Annotated in this window: 12 protein-coding genes; 6 read left to right on the top strand and 6 right to left on the bottom strand. The window is 49.3% G+C overall.

Going from position 1 to position 19,029, the window contains the following annotated elements:
* Nucleotides 1-232 precede the first annotated feature (232 nt).
* A complete protein-coding gene (locus MJ611_RS13605; protein WP_250430367.1) occupies nt 233-574 on the top strand; it encodes a hypothetical protein in 342 nt (113 codons plus the stop codon).
* Between the two features lie 17 nt (nt 575-591).
* Here the strand turns inward: MJ611_RS13605 and MJ611_RS13610 are convergent, their stop codons facing one another.
* From MJ611_RS13610 to MJ611_RS13635, 6 genes are all read right to left on the bottom strand, one after another.
* The gene (locus MJ611_RS13610; RefSeq protein ID WP_250430368.1) at nt 592-1,734 is read right to left on the bottom strand and encodes a putative sensor domain DACNV-containing protein; all 1,143 of its coding nucleotides are present in this window, start codon (nt 1,732-1,734) and stop codon (nt 592-594) included.
* Nucleotides 1,735-1,931: 197 nt separating this feature from the next.
* The gene (locus tag MJ611_RS13615; protein WP_250430369.1) at nt 1,932-2,228 is read right to left on the bottom strand and encodes an antibiotic biosynthesis monooxygenase family protein; all 297 of its coding nucleotides are present in this window, start codon (nt 2,226-2,228) and stop codon (nt 1,932-1,934) included.
* A gap of 66 nt (nt 2,229-2,294) precedes the next feature.
* Entirely contained in the window at nt 2,295-6,416 is a 4,122-nt protein-coding gene (locus tag MJ611_RS13620) for a chemotaxis protein CheB (RefSeq protein ID WP_250430370.1), read from the bottom strand.
* Between the two features lie 45 nt (nt 6,417-6,461).
* Entirely contained in the window at nt 6,462-8,015 is a 1,554-nt protein-coding gene (locus tag MJ611_RS13625; protein WP_250430371.1) for a GAF domain-containing protein, read from the bottom strand.
* A gap of 367 nt (nt 8,016-8,382) precedes the next feature.
* Complete coding sequence (locus MJ611_RS13630) at nt 8,383-8,802, bottom strand: hypothetical protein (protein ID WP_250430372.1); 420 nt, start codon at nt 8,800-8,802, stop codon at nt 8,383-8,385.
* A 461-nt stretch (nt 8,803-9,263) separates the two neighbouring features.
* Entirely contained in the window at nt 9,264-9,515 is a 252-nt protein-coding gene (locus MJ611_RS13635; RefSeq protein ID WP_250430373.1) for a hypothetical protein, read from the bottom strand.
* A 142-nt stretch (nt 9,516-9,657) separates the two neighbouring features.
* Here MJ611_RS13635 and MJ611_RS13640 point away from each other — a divergent pair, with 142 nt between their 5' ends.
* From MJ611_RS13640 to MJ611_RS13660, 5 genes are all read left to right on the top strand, one after another.
* Nucleotides 9,658-12,330, top strand: coding sequence for a PAS domain-containing protein (locus MJ611_RS13640; protein WP_250430374.1), 2,673 nt, complete (start codon nt 9,658-9,660; stop codon nt 12,328-12,330).
* Nucleotides 12,323-12,955 carry a response regulator gene (locus MJ611_RS13645; RefSeq protein WP_250430375.1) on the top strand — a complete coding sequence of 211 codons (633 nt, stop codon included), beginning with the start codon at nt 12,323-12,325 and terminating at the stop codon, nt 12,953-12,955. Before MJ611_RS13640 ends, MJ611_RS13645 begins: the two co-directional genes overlap by 8 nt.
* A gap of 437 nt (nt 12,956-13,392) precedes the next feature.
* Nucleotides 13,393-14,592 (top strand): anhydro-N-acetylmuramic acid kinase, encoded by a 1,200-nt coding sequence (locus MJ611_RS13650; protein ID WP_250430376.1) that lies wholly within the window; start codon nt 13,393-13,395, stop codon nt 14,590-14,592.
* Between the two features lie 39 nt (nt 14,593-14,631).
* Nucleotides 14,632-17,649 (top strand): SusC/RagA family TonB-linked outer membrane protein, encoded by a 3,018-nt coding sequence (locus MJ611_RS13655; RefSeq protein ID WP_250430377.1) that lies wholly within the window; start codon nt 14,632-14,634, stop codon nt 17,647-17,649.
* Between the two features lie 27 nt (nt 17,650-17,676).
* The gene (locus MJ611_RS13660) at nt 17,677-19,002 is read left to right on the top strand and encodes a RagB/SusD family nutrient uptake outer membrane protein (protein ID WP_250430378.1); all 1,326 of its coding nucleotides are present in this window, start codon (nt 17,677-17,679) and stop codon (nt 19,000-19,002) included.
* Nucleotides 19,003-19,029 lie beyond the last annotated feature (27 nt).

Here is a 19,029-nt window from a genome sequence, read left to right on the forward strand (position 1 = left end):
GTTTTATACTTTCTGAAATACGGCATAAGCAACTCCTTGTACCTGCACAGAGGGACATCCGGTTATGTAGGGGAAGTATAAACTGAAGCAAATGGCTATACAAAAGTATAGCTTCAGGGCCACTTACCATACTTGCTGGTTTGCCCGGGTTACACTTGTGCTTTTATTTTCAGCTTTACCCAAAGGTTCTGCCGTTGGTGCGTATAGTTAGTAAACGAAAGCTAAAGATACTATGGAGGATAAAGTTAACATGACACCCCTGGTTCAGGTGCTCGCCCAGCTGCGGAAGGAAGGTATTGCCACAGATTTTACGATAACGGAAGAAGGAAGGCTCAGCACCATGGATGGGAAAGAATCTTTTACGCCACAGCAGGTACAGATCGTGAATTTTTACCGTTTTGAAGGAGAGTCTTACCCCGGCGATATGGCCATACTCTATGTGCTGGAAACCAGTACCGGCTTAAAAGGGACCATCTCCGATGCCTATGGATTATACTCCGACGAAGCGATAGAGAACTTTATGAAGCAGGTAAAAGACCTGGGCAAAGACCTGGATAAGCACAGCGGCAACTAAGTATAAAGCCGGCTACGTTACAGCAACAGCGCATCAATGCGGTGGGCGTGCACCATCCCTTCGCACGGCGACCAGGTAAAGATCGTGAAACGGCCATCCTGCGACGCTATCAGGGCGAGGGTGTTGCGCTGGTCGTGTACAAACTGTGCTGCCGAAAGGTGCCGGGTGCCGCCGCTTTGGGATGGATGAACGATTACGGCTCCTTCGTTCACGACCGGTTCGGTCATGATTATCTGTTCTACGGGTGTGTGGCCTCTGCGGCGCCCTATTTTAGCGCCGAAAGCAAGCAACTCATACTTGTCGCTGATCACGGTGGCGCCATCCACTGCCGTAAGCCCTGCTATGTTGTCGATTACCCGTTGGTTTTCCCTTTGCCAGAGCGATTGCTGTTGTTCCTCTTTGCTCTGCTGCATCAGGTCCGACAGACCTGAAAAATGCGGTTGTACAGCGTAGGTAATCGGTTGGATGATGGATTCCTGCCATTCGTCTGTATCGGCCGGCACTACCAGCAGCGAACCGCCGTGCCCGTGCGCACGCATGGATACAGCCAGTTGTACAAGCACATTTACCGAGCTGGTCCAGGAAGAAGGGGAGGAGAAGCCCAAAAGCGAAGTAAGTACTTCCGGGCAGTCTGGCAGGCTGGCGCTTTCTTCATCTACTACCTTTACCTGATCGCCTTTGAGCACCACCACATTGGCAAATTTGCCCATGCCCTTTTTGCGCCGGTGCTTTACCACCAGCAAACCGGGCTCAGAAACATCCACTACAAAGCAGAAGTACTTGATATCGCGCGTGGTTCCCCAGATATACAGCTCATCATCCTCATACCAAACCCCAAGGTGAATGCCGGGGCGCTCCACTCCGGGCGATAGTTTGGCAAGTACATCGGGTTTGAAGGGCAGGCGCTGCTTAAACAGCAGGGGCAAACCTGCCATCTCAGGCGGCAGAAAAACCAGCGAAATTTTTGGAGACTGGCCTTCTTCGTGCCGGAGACTTGCCCAGAAAGCAGTGTCGATGATGGTCTCGATAACCTGGGCGGAAGGTACAGGTGCTAGTTTCTGCTCGCCGCGCTCGCGTGCAGCGGCATAATAATCTGCGAAATGCTGTTCTACTGTTTTGGCTACTTTCTGTGCTGCCTGGTAAGTTGATTTTCCGATCATCGTTACGATTTCAATGCTCCTGTGGGCCAAGCCTGCGGTAGAAGAAGCATGCACCAGGCATACTGTTCTTCCACATGCTCCATTTTTTACACCTTACCAGCTAAAATAGTTTTGTGGCGAACACCACAAAAGGAGAGGAGAAGGGCATTGTAACGATAAATCGCAGCAACTTAAAGGGCAATGACAGCAGCAGCCGGCTACTGACTTACCTGGTCGAAGAAGCGTACTTTCAGGCTGCCGGGTACCAGTTTTAAGCCTTTCGGAATGCCCTGGTGCGCCTCTTTCATGTGGTCTTTATACCATACTTTGTAGCTGTCTTCATCTGTCCAGGAGGTCATCACCCAAAACTCATTTACATTCTCCTGCGGCGAGAATACCTTCATACCTAAAAAGCCAATGGCGGTGTCTACCTGGTGGGGCCTTGCAATAAAAGCTTCTTTTACCTCTTTTGCCATGTCGTTGGCAATTTCAAATACACTAAGTGCTATAAACATTTGTTCTTTCAATAGTATGAATTCTCAACTTCACTAAAGCTTTGCTTCTGCCCAGGCGCGTGTCTGTTACGCTTCTTCTTTTTTAAAGTATAACTTAAAGGTAGTGCCTTCTCCCAGCTTACTCTTTACTTTGATTTTGCCGCCTGCATTATCCATGATGCGCTTTACAATATACAGCCCCATACCTGTGCCGTCCACATGCGAGTGGAAACGTTTGAACAGTGTAAACAGCTTGGTCTGATTATCCTCGCTGATACCAAGTCCGTTGTCAGCAACCGACAGCACCACGTACCCGTCTTTCTGTTCGGTTTGGATCTTTACCACAGGTGTTCGGTCCGGAGCCTGGTATTTGATGGCGTTGCTCAACAGGTTGTACAAAATGCTGTACAGGTTCTTTTTAGAAAAACTGATGCAGGTATCCTCCGTAAAGTTTACCTCCACCTGTGCGTTCGACTCGGTAAGCAGCTCCTGCAGATTGGCTTTCACATCTTCTAAAACAGCCTTCATGTCCACCGATTCAGCTTTGCCGTCCACGTCACGCTGTACTTTGGCTATATCGGTCAGGTCTTTGATCACGTTTTTAAAGCGCCAGATAGAATCTTTGATCATGTCGAACAAAGGCTTGGTTGGTTCTCCCGGCAGTGGGTCGGCTGCTTCTATCTGCTCTTCCAGCAGCAGCATCAGACCTTCGATATTGCTGATCGGCGATTTCAGGTCATGCGATGCAGTATAAACAAAGGTATCCAGGTCCTCGATCACACGCAGCAGGTGCTCGTTTGTGAGTTGGAGCTTCTCCTGGGTTGCTTTCAGGTCTGTTAGGTCGATGAAGGAGCCCAGCACGCGGTAAGGAATCTGGTACTCGTTGTGCATGATGTAGGCACGGTTCGATACATAGGAATAAGTGCCGTCTGCTTTCTCCAGCCGATACTCGCCCGACCATTGGTCTTTGCCCATGTTGATGGCCTTGTTGATTCCTTTTACAACCTCTTCGCGATCATCCGGGTGAATTTTGTCGAACCAGCCTTTTACGCCCTGGCCCATCTGGCTTTCATCATACCCAAACATGGTACCGAGGCTATCGCTCCACCATAATTCGTTGCTTACCAGGTTCCAGTCCCAGATCACGTCGTTGGTGGCCATGGAAACCAGTCGGAAACGCTCTTCGCTCGCTGCCAGTGCATTGGTGCGTTCCGCTACCCGTTTCTCCAGTTCGTTATTCAGTTTGATCAGGTTTTCTTCGGCTAACTTGATTTCTTCGTAAGCCATCAGCACCTTCTCTTCGCTGCTTTTCTTTTCGGTGATGTCAGCCATGGTCACGGTTACACCATTGCCCATTTTAACTGCTGCGATCTCGAACCAGGATCTCTGCCCGTTTATTTCGAGTTGCTGCTCGATGTGCAACGGCTGCCCGGTTTCGGCTACTTTTACATACTTGCGGAACAAACCGGTCTTTCTCAGGAACGGCATTTTTGACAGCACACTGGAGTTCAGGAGCTCAGCGTGTGATGCTCCCAGCATTTCTTCTGTCTTTTTATTCAGCAGGCTCCAGGAGAAATCCGTTATTTCCTGCTTCTCGTTCAAAACACTGCTAAACGCCATGATGCTGTTCAGCGAGCTGTTCAACACCCCCTGCACCACGTTGCTGAGCGTTTTAAGGGTAGTTACATCTACAAAACTGATCACCACGCCATCCTTGTTGCCGTCGTGTTTCAGGTAAGGTATGATGCGCATAAGGTAATACTTACCGGAAGTTGTCTCGATTTCCTGTTCTATCTCAGACGAGGTGTTGTTCACCTGCTGGATGTCTTCCATCAGGCGGGAGTACTTCATGTTATGCGACAGGTGGTGTATCGGCCTGCCCACATCGCTGTCGATGATGTTTATAAGCCCTTCGATGGAAGGCGTGAATTTTCGGATCGTCAGGTGGTGGTCTACGAACAACTGGCCGATGTTGGAGCTTCGGATGTAGTTGTCCAGGTCCTCGTTGAGTTCCTGCAGCTCTTTTATCTTCAGCTGGTGCTCGGAATTTACTGTGTGAAGTTCCTCATTGAGTGACTGCATTTCCTCATTGGAGCTTTGCAGTTCTTCGTTAGACGACATGAGTTCTTCGTTGCTCGACTGCAGCTCTTCGTTGGAGGTGCTCAGGTCCTGTACGGTCAGGTGCAGGCTCTCGCGGGCTTCTTTCAGCTCCGTTTCCAGAGCCGTAAGCTGTTGGTAGTAATCAGAATCCGAAACAAACGTAAGGTCCGAAACTTTCGGCAACGGAGTGACTTCGCCCATTTCCTGCAGCAGCACCAGGATTACCTTTGGCTGCCCTTTTTCCATGGTTATCGGGCGGATGGAAACGTGCACCAGCTGTTCCTTTTTACCTAACCTTACCTTTACCTGCCGGGCCACTACTTTGCGGTCCTGCTTCAGTGCCTTGCGTATGCCCACACTCAGGGTTACAGCCAGCTCTTCGGGCACCATTTTGATCAGGTTGAAGTGCAGGCGCTTGTCCGGAAACTTGAGAAATCGGTTGATATCGCCAATGCCGTGCAACAGCTGGTAATTCTCGTCTACATAGAGCCCTATCACCTTAAAGTCTTCGGCAACGGCATCCATAAAGGAATCGTTGTAGCGCCCCAGCGTAGTATTTTTGTACTGCGTGGATTGGCTCAGGTAATTGGAGCTGCTGGAATAATCTTTTATACCATAGGTTTTCTGAATGCTGCTGCTCTCCTTTATTTTCCGGTAGAGCTTCCATTTGCGGTTCTCTTCCGAAAAGAAGGACTGCATTTCACCTATGTTTTCACTCGGGCCCAGGAGCAGGTACCCACCCAGGTTCAGGGCGTATGGAAACAAGGCAAGCACCTTATTCTGAAGAGCAGGGTTCAGGTAAATGAGCATGTTGCGGCACGTGATCAGGTCGATCCGGCTGTAAGGCGGATCTTTCTGAAGATCGTGCTGGGCAAACACCACCAGCTTGCGGGTGTCTTCGTTCACAATGTAACGGTCGCCTTTCAAATAGAAACGGCGCGCCAGCCTTTCGGCAGACACATCCTGGGCAATGGAGAAAGGGTAACTTCCTTTAGATGCCTGCGTGATAGCCTCCTGATCAATATCGGTGGCGAATAGTTTTACCTGGGGTTCACGCCCCAGCTTTTCGTAGGCTTCCTGGAAAAGTATAGCCAGCGAGTATACTTCCTCGCCGGTGCTGCAGGCAGCCACCCATACTTTCACTGCTTCGTTCTCGGCCTTCTCGTCAATGATCTGCGGTATCACTTCCTGTTCCAGCAACTCGAACGCTTCCGGATCGCGGAAGAAGCGGGTTACGTTGATAAAGAACTCCTGGCAAAGTTTCTTGATCTCGGCAGGGTTTTCATGCAGGAAGTTCAGGTAATCCTTCAAATCCTGGACCTTCAGGTGATCCATCCGTTTCCGGATCCTGCGGTTTATGGTAGCCTGCTTGTAATCTGTAAAGTCCGTTTGTGTATGGGTGCAGATCAGGTCCAGGATCTCCTGCAATACAAGATCATCCTCGCTCTGTTCGCTCTGTTCAATCAATGTTTTCACCAGTGGAATTTTACGGGTGTATTCTTTTATCTCCTCAGGCATCTGCTCCGGAGGAAGCACGAAATCGTAATAGCCGGCATCGATGGCGCTGCGGGGCATGCCGTCGAATTTGGCCGAATCAGGATCCTGTACCACTACCATGCCTCCGGCAGATTTAATTGCCTTTGTACCTTTGGTGCCATCGGTGCCGGTGCCGGATAACACAACACCTATGGCATACTTGCCACGGCTTTTCGCCATCGATTCGAAGAACAGGTCGATGGCAAAGTTCGGTTCGCGGCTCCGGGTCTTATCTGCCAGGCGCAGCCGCCCGTGTTCCATGGTAAGCTGTTTGCCGCTGGGCAGTACGTACACACAGTTAGGCCTGGTGAACATATTGTCCTCGGCCTCCTGCACCTGCATGCTCGTGTGTTTGGACAAGAGCTCTGCCATCAGGCTTTTATGGTCCGGCGACAGGTGCTGAATGATCACAAAAGAAAAGCTGGAATTGCTTGGAAAATGGTCAAAGAGCTTATGGATTGCTTCAAGCCCGCCCGCAGAAGCGCCTATACCGATCAGGTAATGATCTGCAGGTTTCATGAGTGCCTCTTTGTTAGTGGTCTTGGAATCCATTCTGCTTTGTTCTTTTTCCATATCTTATCCGGGTGTTTCTGGCAGCTATCGTATGGCAGTTATACTTTAAAATCGTTCTTTGATGATCTTTTCCAGCACAGCGTTACGCAGTGTTTCAGCGGCATCTTTCTCTTCTTCCTGCCACGGAAGCGAAGTATACTTTACGGTTTCTTTGTAAGTAGCAAAGGAGTTGCGGGGGTGATACGTCTTTCCGTCCGGCTCCATCTGGATGGCATTATTCGGGTTTCCGCCCCAGTTCACCGTCTGCACCACTTCCGGCCTGAAACCCAGAATGTACTCTCCCTGCTCGGCATTGATTGGCAGCGCTATCAGGCCGCTTGCTACGTCTTTATACTCTTTGCTGTGCGGGTATTCAAGTGGCAGCGTATCGGTAGCGTATAGTTTTTGCGCTTTATTGCGACGCAGCCAGGATACCAGTTCTTTTAACTCCTGCCTGGAAGGAGTAGTTCCGCTGGTCCAGGTATTGCCTTCGAAGATCACTGCTGCTCCCGATAGCGATAACAGGCTCTGTACCGTAGTGGCGCCTTCCAGCAAGCCTTCAGCAAAGTTCGGGGTGGTATACAGTTGCTCCAGCAGTTCTGCATGCAGGCCTCGCATTTTTACCCGAAGCATCATGTTCTTTTCTTTTTCTTTTGCAGCCACCTGCGCCGATAAAATACCGGAGAGTAATTCCATAGCCGAGCGCATCTCATAGCTTGGGAGCTTGGCCGTTTTGTGGTGGCAGGAGATCAGGCCCCAGAGCTGGTTATCGATGATCAGGGGCAACGACATTGAAGCCGTAATGTTCAGGTTTGCCAGGTACTCCAGGTGCACGGTTGCTACACTACGCAGGTTGCAATCCGAAAGATCGGTGAAGCGCTGGGTAAGCGGGTTTACGATAGGGATAAGGCGAGCCGGCACATAATCCTTTGTCGGGATCATGCGGTACGGATTTTTGAAGTACAGATCGCGTGCCTGCTTGGGTACATCCGATGCCGGAAAGCGCAGGTCCATGTAATCATCCATATCGTCCTCTTTCGCCTGGGCGATCACGATACCGTTCCAGTGCGGATCGAACTGGTAAACCAGTATGCGGTCGAATCCGGTAAATTTCTTTAGCTCTTCGGCTGCAAGTTGTGACACTTCCCGGGTTTCTGCTGACTGCTTCAGGAGCGACGTAACATACTTTATGTGCTGGTAAAGGGTGATGAAAGACTCCTGCGGAGTGCTCTTGCTTTCTTCCATCTCTACCAACACGTAGTCCGGACCGGGATGTACCAGCGCTGTAAAGGCTGTTTCTTTTCCGGATACCGAGAAGTTAAGTGTAAAGGGTATCTTTTCCTGGTTGTTCTGACTGTTGATCTTGGCCAGCATGTCGTCGTATTGCCCGGCTGGGAGGAATTGCGAAAGCGGCTGCTCCAGCAGTTGATCAACCGGGGTGGAGAGAAACTGCTCTGCATTTTCGCTGGCCTGTACAATGCGCAGTTCCACTTTATCCAGCACCAGCAAAATACCGTAGGGTTGTATCAGGTTTACCAGGTGAAGCGGTATACTTCCGCAAAACTCTGAATCGTAATTCTTCTCGATGGTGATGTTAATCAGTGCTGTGTTGTTTTCCATAGGTAAAGTAATAGGTTAATATTGGTAGAAGCGATCTATACTAGTTGTCAGCAAACGCTTCCTTTTTACTATCATACCATCATTACTTGAAGCAGCTTTTCAGAGCGTTTTCTTGGGATGGGTATCAGGCGAAAGTGCCTGCCTGGCTTGCAGGTAATGCAGGTGTAAAACCAGCTATTACCAGGAGAAGTTTATCCTTTTGTTACCAAGCCTTTTATTTCTGTGCATTATCAGCATGTAATTTACTCTTTATTTCAGCCACTCTCACTATTATGCTATGATTTGCTTGTAAAAACCTGGTATAATCCTGTTTTGGCCAAGTATACCCATTGGTTTTCAAATAAATAACAGCAGAGAAAAAGCGGGATCAGCAGGAGGTAGTATTATAGTTTTCGAGCCATTCCATTGCTTCCTTTTTGTTGCCGAAGGTATGGAATCGTACCTGGCTATCGAGGATGGAGCGTAGGCTTTTTCCAATTTTATCGCCAAAGGTATTTGGCTTTGCCACATGTATAAAATTAGTGACACCAATTCCCTGCATCTTTGGCATCCAGTTACGGGAAAACCATTGGAGGGAATCTGCCCAGACAGAAATAATTTTGCTGCAATCGTTCATAATGGAGGTGCAGGGCATGAAGCGGGCCTGCTCTTCGATCCAGTTGGTTACCTGCTCAATCTGTTGGTTTGTAGTATAACCGTGCCATTCTACTACAACTGTGCAGAAGTCGTGCAAATAGCTGACTTTACTGAAAGTCTTGCCAAATTCATTTTCGAATTCTCTCTCCATGTAAATGAATGGGTTGGCAGGTGGAGTTTGGGTATTTGCTATAACGTTAATCTTTGTATGGTTCAGGATAATGAAGCACTGGTGCAGGCTGATCGATAGGATTTATCCTGACAAAAAGTAAGTATAAACTGCTATTCAGATACTTTATCAGTTTAGCAGTTTTGGGAGTAACAGTGCTTTTACAAAGATACGTGCAAATAACGGCTAAGAGGCCGTGTTGTTACTAAAGTGGTGTAAAGAAACCCGCTATTTTATTGTCGTATTTTCTGCGACAAGAGCAGAAGAAGGTTAAGCCAGGTAGGTAAGGGTGAAGTTCCACCTGGTAGCCTGCCAGGCACCATTTCAACTACTTTTCACCATAGGTTTCCTGTGGCCTGCAGCCTGCACCTGTACTGTAACAACTGGTTGCGTTAAACTCCTGAATTGCAAATGCTTTTAGTAGGCTACGACAGTACGACCTGTCAACTGGTAAGAAAGTTGAGGGCATAAACGAAGGCCTGTTCATGCAGCACAATCAGGTTGTAGCTGCAAACTGTTGCCTGGCAGTTTTGTAAAATATACCGCCTCTCTTTTGAGTCTTTTTGAAGTAGGAGCAAGCCCTGTGACAGGCATTGTATTGTCTGCCTGCAGTGCATCGCTGAGAGCAATTGGAATGGATTGTCTGTAAATTGTGTTGGTTTTAAATCTTTGCCTGTGCCTTCGCCTGTTTGCATGTTAGGCGGCTGATACTTTCACAGGTATACTTTTGCTATAGGGTTTCGGCTTTAAAGCGACAGCGTTTTCAGATGCCATAATGCAATATGCCCTTGTCCGGCATGTGCACAGAAGCAGTTTGTTTAACCTAAAATCTAAATTATGTCTGATACCTCATGCATTGCTTTACCGGAAAAAACCAGTACCCAGGCTTTGTTATTTTCCAGCGTATTTGATGCCCAATCAGGTTTAACCTTGCTGCTCTCACCGCAACTTATCATACAAGGTATATCAGACGCTTTGCTCAGGGAGACATTTACGGTAAGGGAAGATATTATCGGAAGGAGTCTGTTTGATGTTTTTCCGGATAACCCCGCTGCTCCGGAAGCCCAGGCAACCACAAACGCAAGAACTTCCATTGAACTGGCACTTGCAACCCGCACGACTCAGAAAATGCACCTGCAGCAGTACGATATACCAGATCCTGCCAGTCCAGGTAAATTTATCGAACGCTACTGGAGCACCACCAGTATTCCGATTCTCGGTGAGCAGGGGGAAGTACTCTGTATCCTGCACGAAACAAACAATATTACAGAAGAAGTACAAGCCAAACACCAGTTAAAGGAAAGTCAGGGAAGGGAGCAGACGGCCATGGCACAGGCTGAACAGCAACAGTTGCGCCTGAAGCGCCTGTTTGATCAGGCGCCGGCTGCCATGGCCATTTTAGAGGGACCGGAACTGGTTTTCAAAGAGATAAATGATACGTACAGGCAGCTGTTTCCCGGGCGCCGGCTGCTCGGCCTGCCGTTGTTTGAAGCGCTCCCGGAATTAAAGTATAACCCAGCAGGCGCTGCCATCCGGAAGGTGTTTGAGACTGGGGAGACCTTTGAAGGAAAAGAAGTCCTGGTTCCGGTTGCCCGCTACCAGGATCAGCCGGAGGAGGATATTTACTGGGATTTTATCAACCAGGCAATTTACGATGCGCACGGGAAGGTAAGCGGTGTGTTAGTATTTGCCCTTGATGTTACCGACTACGTAGAGACGCGCCGGAAAGTAGAGAAGAATTCGGAAGCACTGCGATACTTGAATCAGGAGTTAGAGGAGCGGGTAAGGCAGCGAACAAGAGAACTGCAGTTAGCCGAAGCCGAAGCCGACCGGCAAAGCAAACGCCTGAGAAATTTATTTATGCAGGCCCCGGCGGCCATCTGCATACTTGACGGACCCGAACTGGTGTATGAACTGGTAAATCCGGTGTATGAAAAACTTTTTCCGGGGCGCGAACTGCTCGGGAAACCTATCCTGGAGGCCCTGCCCGAAATAGAGCATAACCCGGTTTATACAGCGTTTCGGGAAGTATATGAAACAGGAGAGACCCACGAGGAAGCAGAGCTGCTGATACCATTTGCCCACCCGGAAGATGGCGTGCTGGAAAACAGATACTTCCGGTACATTCTGCAAGCCCGTTTTAATGAGCAGGAGCAGGTGGATGGCATTGTGGTTTTTGCGCTGGAAATAACAGAGCAGGTAGAGGCACGCAAAGCAGCAGAAGCAAGTGAACAACAGCTCAGGCTGGTAACAGATGCGCTACCCGTACTTATTGGTTACCTCGACAAAGAAGAGAAATACCGCTTTACAAACAAGGCCTATGAACGGTGGTTTCCAGTGAAGTCAGAAGAGCTTATCGGCCGGAGGGTACGCGATGTGATAGGCGAAGCTTCTTATCAGAACGTGAAAGGATATATAGAGCACGCCTTTACCGGTACTGCGGTTGATTTTGAAGCCTGTATGCCTTACCGGGATAATTTTACAAAGTATATCCAGACCAGCTATGTGCCGGATGTTAAAAATGGAAGTGTGCAGGGGTTTTATACTTTGGTAACAGATGTCTCAGAACAGGTACAGGCTCGCAAGGCACTGGAAGAGAGTGAGCATAAAGCCAAACTAATAGCCGAAAAGCTGGCCATAGCCAACCAGGATCTTAAAGCGGCGAACGAAGAGTTGGGCAAGTATAATTCTCAACTGGAGGAACGTGTAGCAATCCGAACTTCTGCCCTGCAAAAATCAAACAAGCTGTTGCAGGAACAGATTGCAGAGAACAAGAAAGCTGAAGCTTCCCTTTTTGCATCGCATAAGCAGCTAAAGGCACTTACCAAGCACCTGCAGGTAATGCGGGAGGAGGAGCGGAAGTATATTGCCCGGGAACTGCACGACGAACTGGGGCAATCGTTTACAGCGCTGAAGATCGATGTATCGTTGTTGCTCAAAAAGCTGGGTGCCGGTACGGTAGAGCAGCAGGTGCTGCACGGAGAGTTGCAGTCCATGATGAGTACCATCAACGGCTCCATTGCATCAGTGCGTAAAATTGTAGCCACCCTGCGGCCGGCGCTGCTCGATAACTTCGGGTTGCTATCCGAGATAGAGTCGCAGGCACAGGACCTGCAGAAGCGTACTTCCATTTCCGTTGAAGTGCATTCTGACCTGGATTACGTGGACCTGGGGCAGGAGGTGTCTATCGAGGTTTTCCGCATCATACAGGAGTCCATGACCAACATTGCCCGGCATGCGGAGGCATCCAGGGCAGTTATCACCGTTTCCAGATCTGACGGTCATTACCAGTTCATGGTCTCAGACAACGGTAAAGGAATACCTGCCACAGGCTCACCGAAGTTAAAAAGCTTTGGCCTGCTCGGCATGCACGAAAGAGCAGAACGGATTGGTGCTACGCTTTCCATCGACTCAAAGCCAAAGAAGGGCACTTTGGTAAAACTAAAAGTGCCTTTCCATGAAACTGGCCATCTTGTAAATGATTTAAAAATACACCTGAACGATGATTAATCTATTGATTGCAGATGATTATGTACTGATCAGAGAAGGGCTGAAAAAAGTACTGAAAGATGAACCTGAAATCAAAGTAGTAGCCGAAGCTGTGAATGGAGCTGAGGTGCTGCATAAACTGAAAAAAAGCCAGACTAATTTTGTTGTGCTGGATATTAATATGCCCGTTAAAAGTGGGCTGGATGTGCTTCTGGACATCAGGCGTATGCACCCGAACATACCTGTACTCATACTGAGCATGTACCCCGAAAAGACCTATGCGCTTCGGTCGTTGAAGGCAGGGGCAGCCGGTTATCTTTCCAAGGAAAGTGCTGCGGATGAACTGGTGACAGCTATATATAAGATACAAAGCGGCGGCAAGTATATCTCGGCTTCGCTGGCAGAACTCCTTGCCGAATCAGTGGTAAATAACGGCAAACCCGATATGGCACACGAGATACTTTCGGACCGGGAGTTTCAGATCCTGTGCAAGATCGCAGAAGGAGAGTCGCTGAAAAGTATAGCCGATAACCTGAGCCTCACGCTGAGCACCGTGAATACATACCGTAACCGCATCTTTGAGAAAATGAAGTTTGCTTCCAACACCGACCTGATCCGCTACTGCCTGACAAACGAGCTGGCCTAAATCCTTCCTCCTATCAAGGGCACTGTGATAGGTTACCTAGCAGAATAAAGCGGCTGAATACAGTTGCACTTCTTTTCAGCCAGGTACACCAAATAAGCTCGATGCTACTTCACGTAACACGTTACTTGAAGCAGCTTTCACAAGTATAAAATAAATTGATAGTGGTCGCTGCAATGGGCTCTACCTACGTAGTCTTTCCTGGTTAGCCCCTACTGCCAGCTTGTTGAAGCTGGCAGTTTTTATTGATAAGCCCCCTCATGTTGTCTTCAGACATTTGCCTGGAAGAAGGACGGTGAAAAATAATCAGTCTTACCTTCACCTTCTCATTCAAAAGGCGCGTAAGCTTATTCGGATTGATATATTTTTATATAATTATCAGTTGGTATTAGGATAATGACTCACTAATTTTCTAACACTAATACAAAGTGCCTTTCAGCATGAACAAGAACTTCGAGCGCCTATACCAGATCATCAACAAAGAAACCAGGAATATCATAGGCCTAATGTCCGGTACATCGCTCGATGGGCTTGACATAGCGCTGTGCCAGTTTACAGGGCATGGTACAGCAACAGAGGTAAAGGTACAGAAATTTGCAACCATGCCTTATCCACCTGCTTTCAAAGAAGAGGTGAAGCAGGTCTTTTCCAGGAGACAGGCAGACCTGGAAAAAGTTTGTATCCTGAATGCTTACATCGGGACCTACCATGCGGATCTTATACTAGCCTGTTTGCAGGAGTGGGGTGTGAATCCGGAGGAGGTGGATGTAATAGCAAGTCATGGACAAACCATCTATCATGCTCCGGCCTCTCTGCACCAGCAGCGCAACAGCCCAAATGCTACCCTGCAAATAGGAGACGGGGATCACATAGCTGTTAAAACAGGTATTATTACCTTAAGTGATTTCAGGCAGAAGCATATCGCAGCAGGGGGCGAAGGAGCACCTCTGGCAGTTTATGGAGATTATCTTCTCTTCTCAGAAAAGGGGCAGAACAGGATCATGCTCAACATTGGCGGCATCGCTAATTTTACTTACCTGCCTGGGAGCCTGGACACCACAAAAATCTTTTCGACGGATGTGGGGCCTGGCAACACCCTGATGGATGCTTATGTACAATCCCGGTTTGAGGGTAAATTCTACGACGCCAATTCAGAAATTGCGCTTGGCGGCACCTTTAATCCAGAGCTGTTAGCAGCGCTGTTGGATCATCCTTTCTTCTCCTACGACTTCCCTAAAACAACCGGGCCTGAATTGTTTAACCTGCAGTACCTGATGCAGGCACAGGAAAAGGCCGGGCTAACTCATCTTTCTCCGGAAGACACGATGGCTACGCTGAACTGCTTTTCTGCAGTCGGAATTTGCGAAGCATTGAAGAGCAGCCTTCAGGGGGAAATATTTGAAATATTTGTGAGTGGAGGAGGCATGCACAATCCCTTGCTGATACGCAATATCAGAGAGTTACTGCCGGGTATTAAAATCAGAGATACTGCCGAGCTGGGCATTGCGCCGGATGCGAAGGAGGCAGTACTTTTTGCCACCCTGGCTAATGAAACGCTGGTTGGGAACAGGATCGATTTTGGACCGCACCAGGTCCGCTTGCCTTCCGTGCACATGGGGAAGATCAGCTTACCTGAATAAAATTAACCTTTCAAATAAACAGTGCTAAATCAATAATCTATGAGAAGAATCTACTCATCTGGATGGCCCAAATTGAAGGTGACCTTCATGTGGGCATTCATGCTTTGCCTGATGAGCCAGCTGGCATTCGGGCAGGCTACGCGCTACACCATTACAGGAACTGTAACCGACGCCCGTACCAAAGGGGCCTTGCCGGGCGTGGTGGTAAGGTTTCAGAACAACAACATTGCCACGGCAACCGATGCAAACGGCACGTATAACCTGGCAGCGAGCCTGCCTGCCGGAACCTACCAGCTGACCTTCTCCTTTCTGGGGTTTAAACCCGAAACACGTTCTGTGGTTTTAGGAACTTCCGAAACAGTAGACTTGAGCGTGCAATTAGCAGAAGATATCGTAGGTCTGGAAGAGGTGATCGTAACCGGAACGTCCGTTGCGACCAGCAAAAAGCAATTGGGCAATGCCGTTTCTACCGTTTCGGCCGCTGCTCTGCAAAACAGCGTGGCTACCTCGGTAGACCAGGCGTTGGCCGGTAAAGTACCGGGTGCCCAGATCACCCAGAACTCGGGTAACCCCGCTGGTGGTATCAGTGTGCGTTTGCGCGGTACCAGCACGGTAGTAGGCTCAGGTGACCCGTTATACATTGTAGATGGTGTGATCATCAACAACAGCTCGCCGGAACTGATTGACCTGGGCGGCTATGCTCAGAACCGTTTAGTGGATATCAACCCGAACGATATTGATCGCATTGAGATCATAAAAGGAGCGGCTGCGGCAGCTATTTACGGATCGCGGGCGAGCAATGGGGTGGTGCAGATATTTACCAAGCGCGGTAAGGAAGGCAAGCCGAAAGTGTCGGCCTCCACTCAATTCCGGGTAAGCAAAATTCGCGAAACGCTGGACTATAACGATTATCCTTTCCGTTTTATAAATACTGACCGTACAGACCTGACACAGGAACCGGTGCAGCGCTACGACTACCAGGATATGATATTCCGCACTGGTTATGGTACCGAGAATAACGTGTCCGTATCGGGTGGCAGTGCCAACACGCAGTATTTTTTAAGTGGTAATTTCTTAAGCAACCAGGGCATTGTCGATAAAACAAAATTCGACAGGGGAGGTGCGCGCCTGCGTATTGACCAGACGTTTAACGACTGGCTTTCTGTGTCGTTAGGAGCCAACTATGTGCTGAGTACAAGCGAGGAAATTCCGAATGGTGGCTTGGTGGAGGCATACGGCGCGTTAACCGGTTTTATTTTCAGCAACAACTTCATCAACCCGGAACCGGACCCTGTAACTGGTGTGTATCCGTCAACCGCCCCAACAGCCATACTGCGAAGAACAAATCCGCTGGAGGCGATCAACCGCTTCGACTTCCGTCAGCGCACCAACCGCTTTATTGGTGACTTGCAGGTGATGCTGACGCCGATCAACAACCTGAACGTGAATTATACTTTAGGGTATGATAATGCTACTCAAATTGCCACCGGGTTTATTCCGGTAGGCAACACCACGCCTTCGTACAACGGCGGCTACTCCCGCCGCGCCGACCTGACTTCGTACCGGCTGAACAACGACCTCAATGCTTCTTATAAAACTATGCTGGCCGACTGGGTGGAATCTACAACGGGTATCGGGGCAACAGCGCAGGTCGAGAAGAACTATGGTACCGCTATTTCGGCCACGCAGCTCGGGCCGATAGCAACCACTGTTAATGCCGGCGCAAACATTATCGCAGGCGAAAGCAGAAGTGATATCAACATCCTGGGCTTCTTTGCGCAGCAGACCTTTGGTTTAGGCGATCGCCTGTTCCTGACTGGTGCCGGGCGCTACGATGTATCGTCTGTTTTTGGAGCAGAGAACAGGTGGCAGTTTTACCCGAAAGTGAGCGGTAGCTACCTGATCTCCAATGAAAGTTTCTGGCAAAACCTGAGCAGTATCGTACCGATCTTAAAACTACGCGCATCCTACGGGCAGGCGGGTAACTTAACAGCGATTCCTGCCTACGGGCGTTATACCAACTACAATCCGGTGTCCTTGCCTGGTTTACCAGGTGTCGTTTCTTCGACTCAGTTAGGAAACGAAGGCATCAAGCCGGAGAGACAGGTGGAAACAGAAGTTGGTGCTGATATGAGTTTCCTGAATGGCAGACTAGGCCTGGAGTTCTCCTTTTACAAAAAGGACGTGGAAGATCTGCTGTTGTTCATCAACCTGACGCCTTCCTCCGGTTTTGTGAACCAGTACGCCAACGTGGGCACCATGACCAATAAAGGATTTGAGCTGATGCTGAATGGTGCCCCGGTTCAGAATGAGAATTTCAAGTGGACATCAACGCTCATCTACTCCAGGAATAAAAACAAGCTGGATAATATACCGGGAGGTGTGGTGACATTTCCGGGCGGATTCGGACAGGTAGCCGCTGTGAATGGCTATCCGATAGGCGCGTTTTATAGTACCTACTTTGCCCGCAACCCCGATGGCTCGCTCTTGTTAACACCAGCCGGGCTGCCGCAGCCGGAGCGGGCCAGCCGTAACCCGGAAACAGGGCAGCCAACAGGCGCCACGGTGCCTAAAGTGATCGGCGACCCGAACCCGGACTGGACAGGCTCCTGGGTGAACGAATTAACGGTAGGGAGTAATTTCTCTTTCCGTTTGCAGTTTGATGCTGCCTATGGCTTTGACGTGTTCAACTTTACCCGCCGTGTGGGAGAGCGTGATTTGTATGGTGGTTTGGCAGGCTATGAGCCGGAACTGCGGGGCGAAGTGCCAAAAGGAACATCAGCGGCTCTGTTCAGTATCTTTGAGAACTACATAGAAGATGGTTCTTATATCAAGCTAAGGGAAATATCGGCTGCCTACGATCTAAAGCCTGCCTTTTTAGGAAACAACAGCATGCGCCTGACGCTGGCAGCACGCAATCTTTTCTCTATTGACGATTACAGTGGTTACGATCCGGAGGTAAATGCAGCAGGTCAGACCAATGCTGTTCGCGGCTTCGACTTTGTGGAGGTACCGATACCAAGAACCTATGCACTGGGTGTTACCGTCAACTTCTAATCTTCTTTACTTCAAACAGAAAATTACATGAGAAATATAAGTTCATACTTAAAGATCGGTGTTCTGTCGGGTTGCCTGCTGCTTACCAGCGGATGCGAGCTTGATTTACCGAACCCGAATGCTGCAAGCGACCAGCAGGTGCTTACTACCCGGGAAGGTATAATAGCCCTGAGCGTCGGGGTAAGGCAATTTTACTCAACAGCTGGTATAGAGGCTGCTTACTTATACCCTGGCGTAACCGGCCGCGAGCTGAAAGGCGTAGCCACTTTTACTAATGTGCTGGAGCTGGAAGCCGGCGGCACTGCTTTGCCAACTTTTAACGGTAACATACTTTCGTTGTGGTCACGGATGCAGCGCACCATGCTCATGAGCGAGCAGCTACTGGACAACGCTCCGAATATTCCGACTTTGACAGGCGGTACGCTGAGCGGAATTCTGGCGCAGGCGCACTTGTTTAAGGCCATAGCCTTAGGCAATTTAGCGCTGGCCTATGAGCAGGCAAACACAGAGACAAGTATAACAGAAAAGGTAACCTTTAAACCAAGAGCTGAAGTGCTGGCAGCGGCTATTGCGCACCTTAATGAGGGCATTGCGCTGTTGGACGCTACCCCAATTTCACCGGAGTTTATTTCGCTGGTCACAGGTCCGGCCTTCGATCTGAAAAATACACTGTATGCATTCAATGCAAGGTATAACCTGTATGCAGGTAATTATGAGGCGGCCATATCAAATGCCAACCTTGTCGATTTAACTAAAAGCTCCACCTTTGTGTACAGCACCCAGAGCATCAATCCTGTTTTTAATGCTACGGACGCGAATATCGGGCTAGGCTACTTCAGGCCGCGGAATAATTTTGGTTTACCAGCCGAGCTGTTTGAGGAAGGGGATGACCGCGAGGATTTTTATATGCAGGATCCAAGTGCCGTTGTGAATGGAGATTCGGTACGTACGTTAAAAGGCTTCTTTGCAACGCAGACCTCCAGCATACCGGTGTACCTGCCCGATGAGATGAAGCTGATAAAAGCGGAAGCCATACTTCGTAGCAATGGCTCGCTGGATGAGGCACTGGCACTGATCAACGAAGTACGCACCCAGACTGCCGGCGACCTGTTTGGCGTAAATGCCGCTTTACCTGCCTACAGTGGCCCGGTTACGCAGGACGCGTTGCTGCTGGAAGTATACAAGCAGCGCTCGGCGGAGCTATACTTAACTGGCCAGAAGTGGGAAGACAGCCGCCGTTTCAATCGTCCCGGGCCGCCGGAGAGTACTGAGGAACGAAACAGGAACTTCTATCCGTATCCGAATCAGGAGCGGTTAACCAATCCAAATACGCCGGCGGATCCGGCTATCTAAACAAGAAAGGCGGCCTTTAGGGCCGCC

It is taken from the genome of Pontibacter ruber, assembly GCF_023630205.1.
Taxonomy (GTDB): Bacteria; Bacteroidota; Bacteroidia; order Cytophagales; family Hymenobacteraceae; genus Pontibacter; species Pontibacter ruber.

Bases quoted from the DNA above. Each gene is read 5' to 3' on its own strand.
- MJ611_RS13605 (WP_250430367.1), top strand. From the start codon at position 233: ATGGAGGATAAAGTTAACATGACACCCCTGGTTCAGGTGCTCGCCCAG.
- MJ611_RS13610 (WP_250430368.1), bottom strand. From the start codon at position 1,734: ATGATCGGAAAATCAACTTACCAGGCAGCACAGAAAGTAGCCAAAACA.
- MJ611_RS13615 (WP_250430369.1), bottom strand. From the start codon at position 2,228: ATGTTTATAGCACTTAGTGTATTTGAAATTGCCAACGACATGGCAAAA.
- MJ611_RS13620 (WP_250430370.1), bottom strand. From the start codon at position 6,416: ATGGAAAAAGAACAAAGCAGAATGGATTCCAAGACCACTAACAAAGAG.
- MJ611_RS13625 (WP_250430371.1), bottom strand. From the start codon at position 8,015: ATGGAAAACAACACAGCACTGATTAACATCACCATCGAGAAGAATTAC.
- MJ611_RS13630 (WP_250430372.1), bottom strand. From the start codon at position 8,802: ATGGAGAGAGAATTCGAAAATGAATTTGGCAAGACTTTCAGTAAAGTC.
- MJ611_RS13635 (WP_250430373.1), bottom strand. From the start codon at position 9,515: ATGCAAACAGGCGAAGGCACAGGCAAAGATTTAAAACCAACACAATTT.
- MJ611_RS13640 (WP_250430374.1), top strand. From the start codon at position 9,658: ATGTCTGATACCTCATGCATTGCTTTACCGGAAAAAACCAGTACCCAG.
- MJ611_RS13645 (WP_250430375.1), top strand. From the start codon at position 12,323: ATGATTAATCTATTGATTGCAGATGATTATGTACTGATCAGAGAAGGG.
- MJ611_RS13650 (WP_250430376.1), top strand. From the start codon at position 13,393: ATGAACAAGAACTTCGAGCGCCTATACCAGATCATCAACAAAGAAACC.
- MJ611_RS13655 (WP_250430377.1), top strand. From the start codon at position 14,632: ATGAGAAGAATCTACTCATCTGGATGGCCCAAATTGAAGGTGACCTTC.
- MJ611_RS13660 (WP_250430378.1), top strand. From the start codon at position 17,677: ATGAGAAATATAAGTTCATACTTAAAGATCGGTGTTCTGTCGGGTTGC.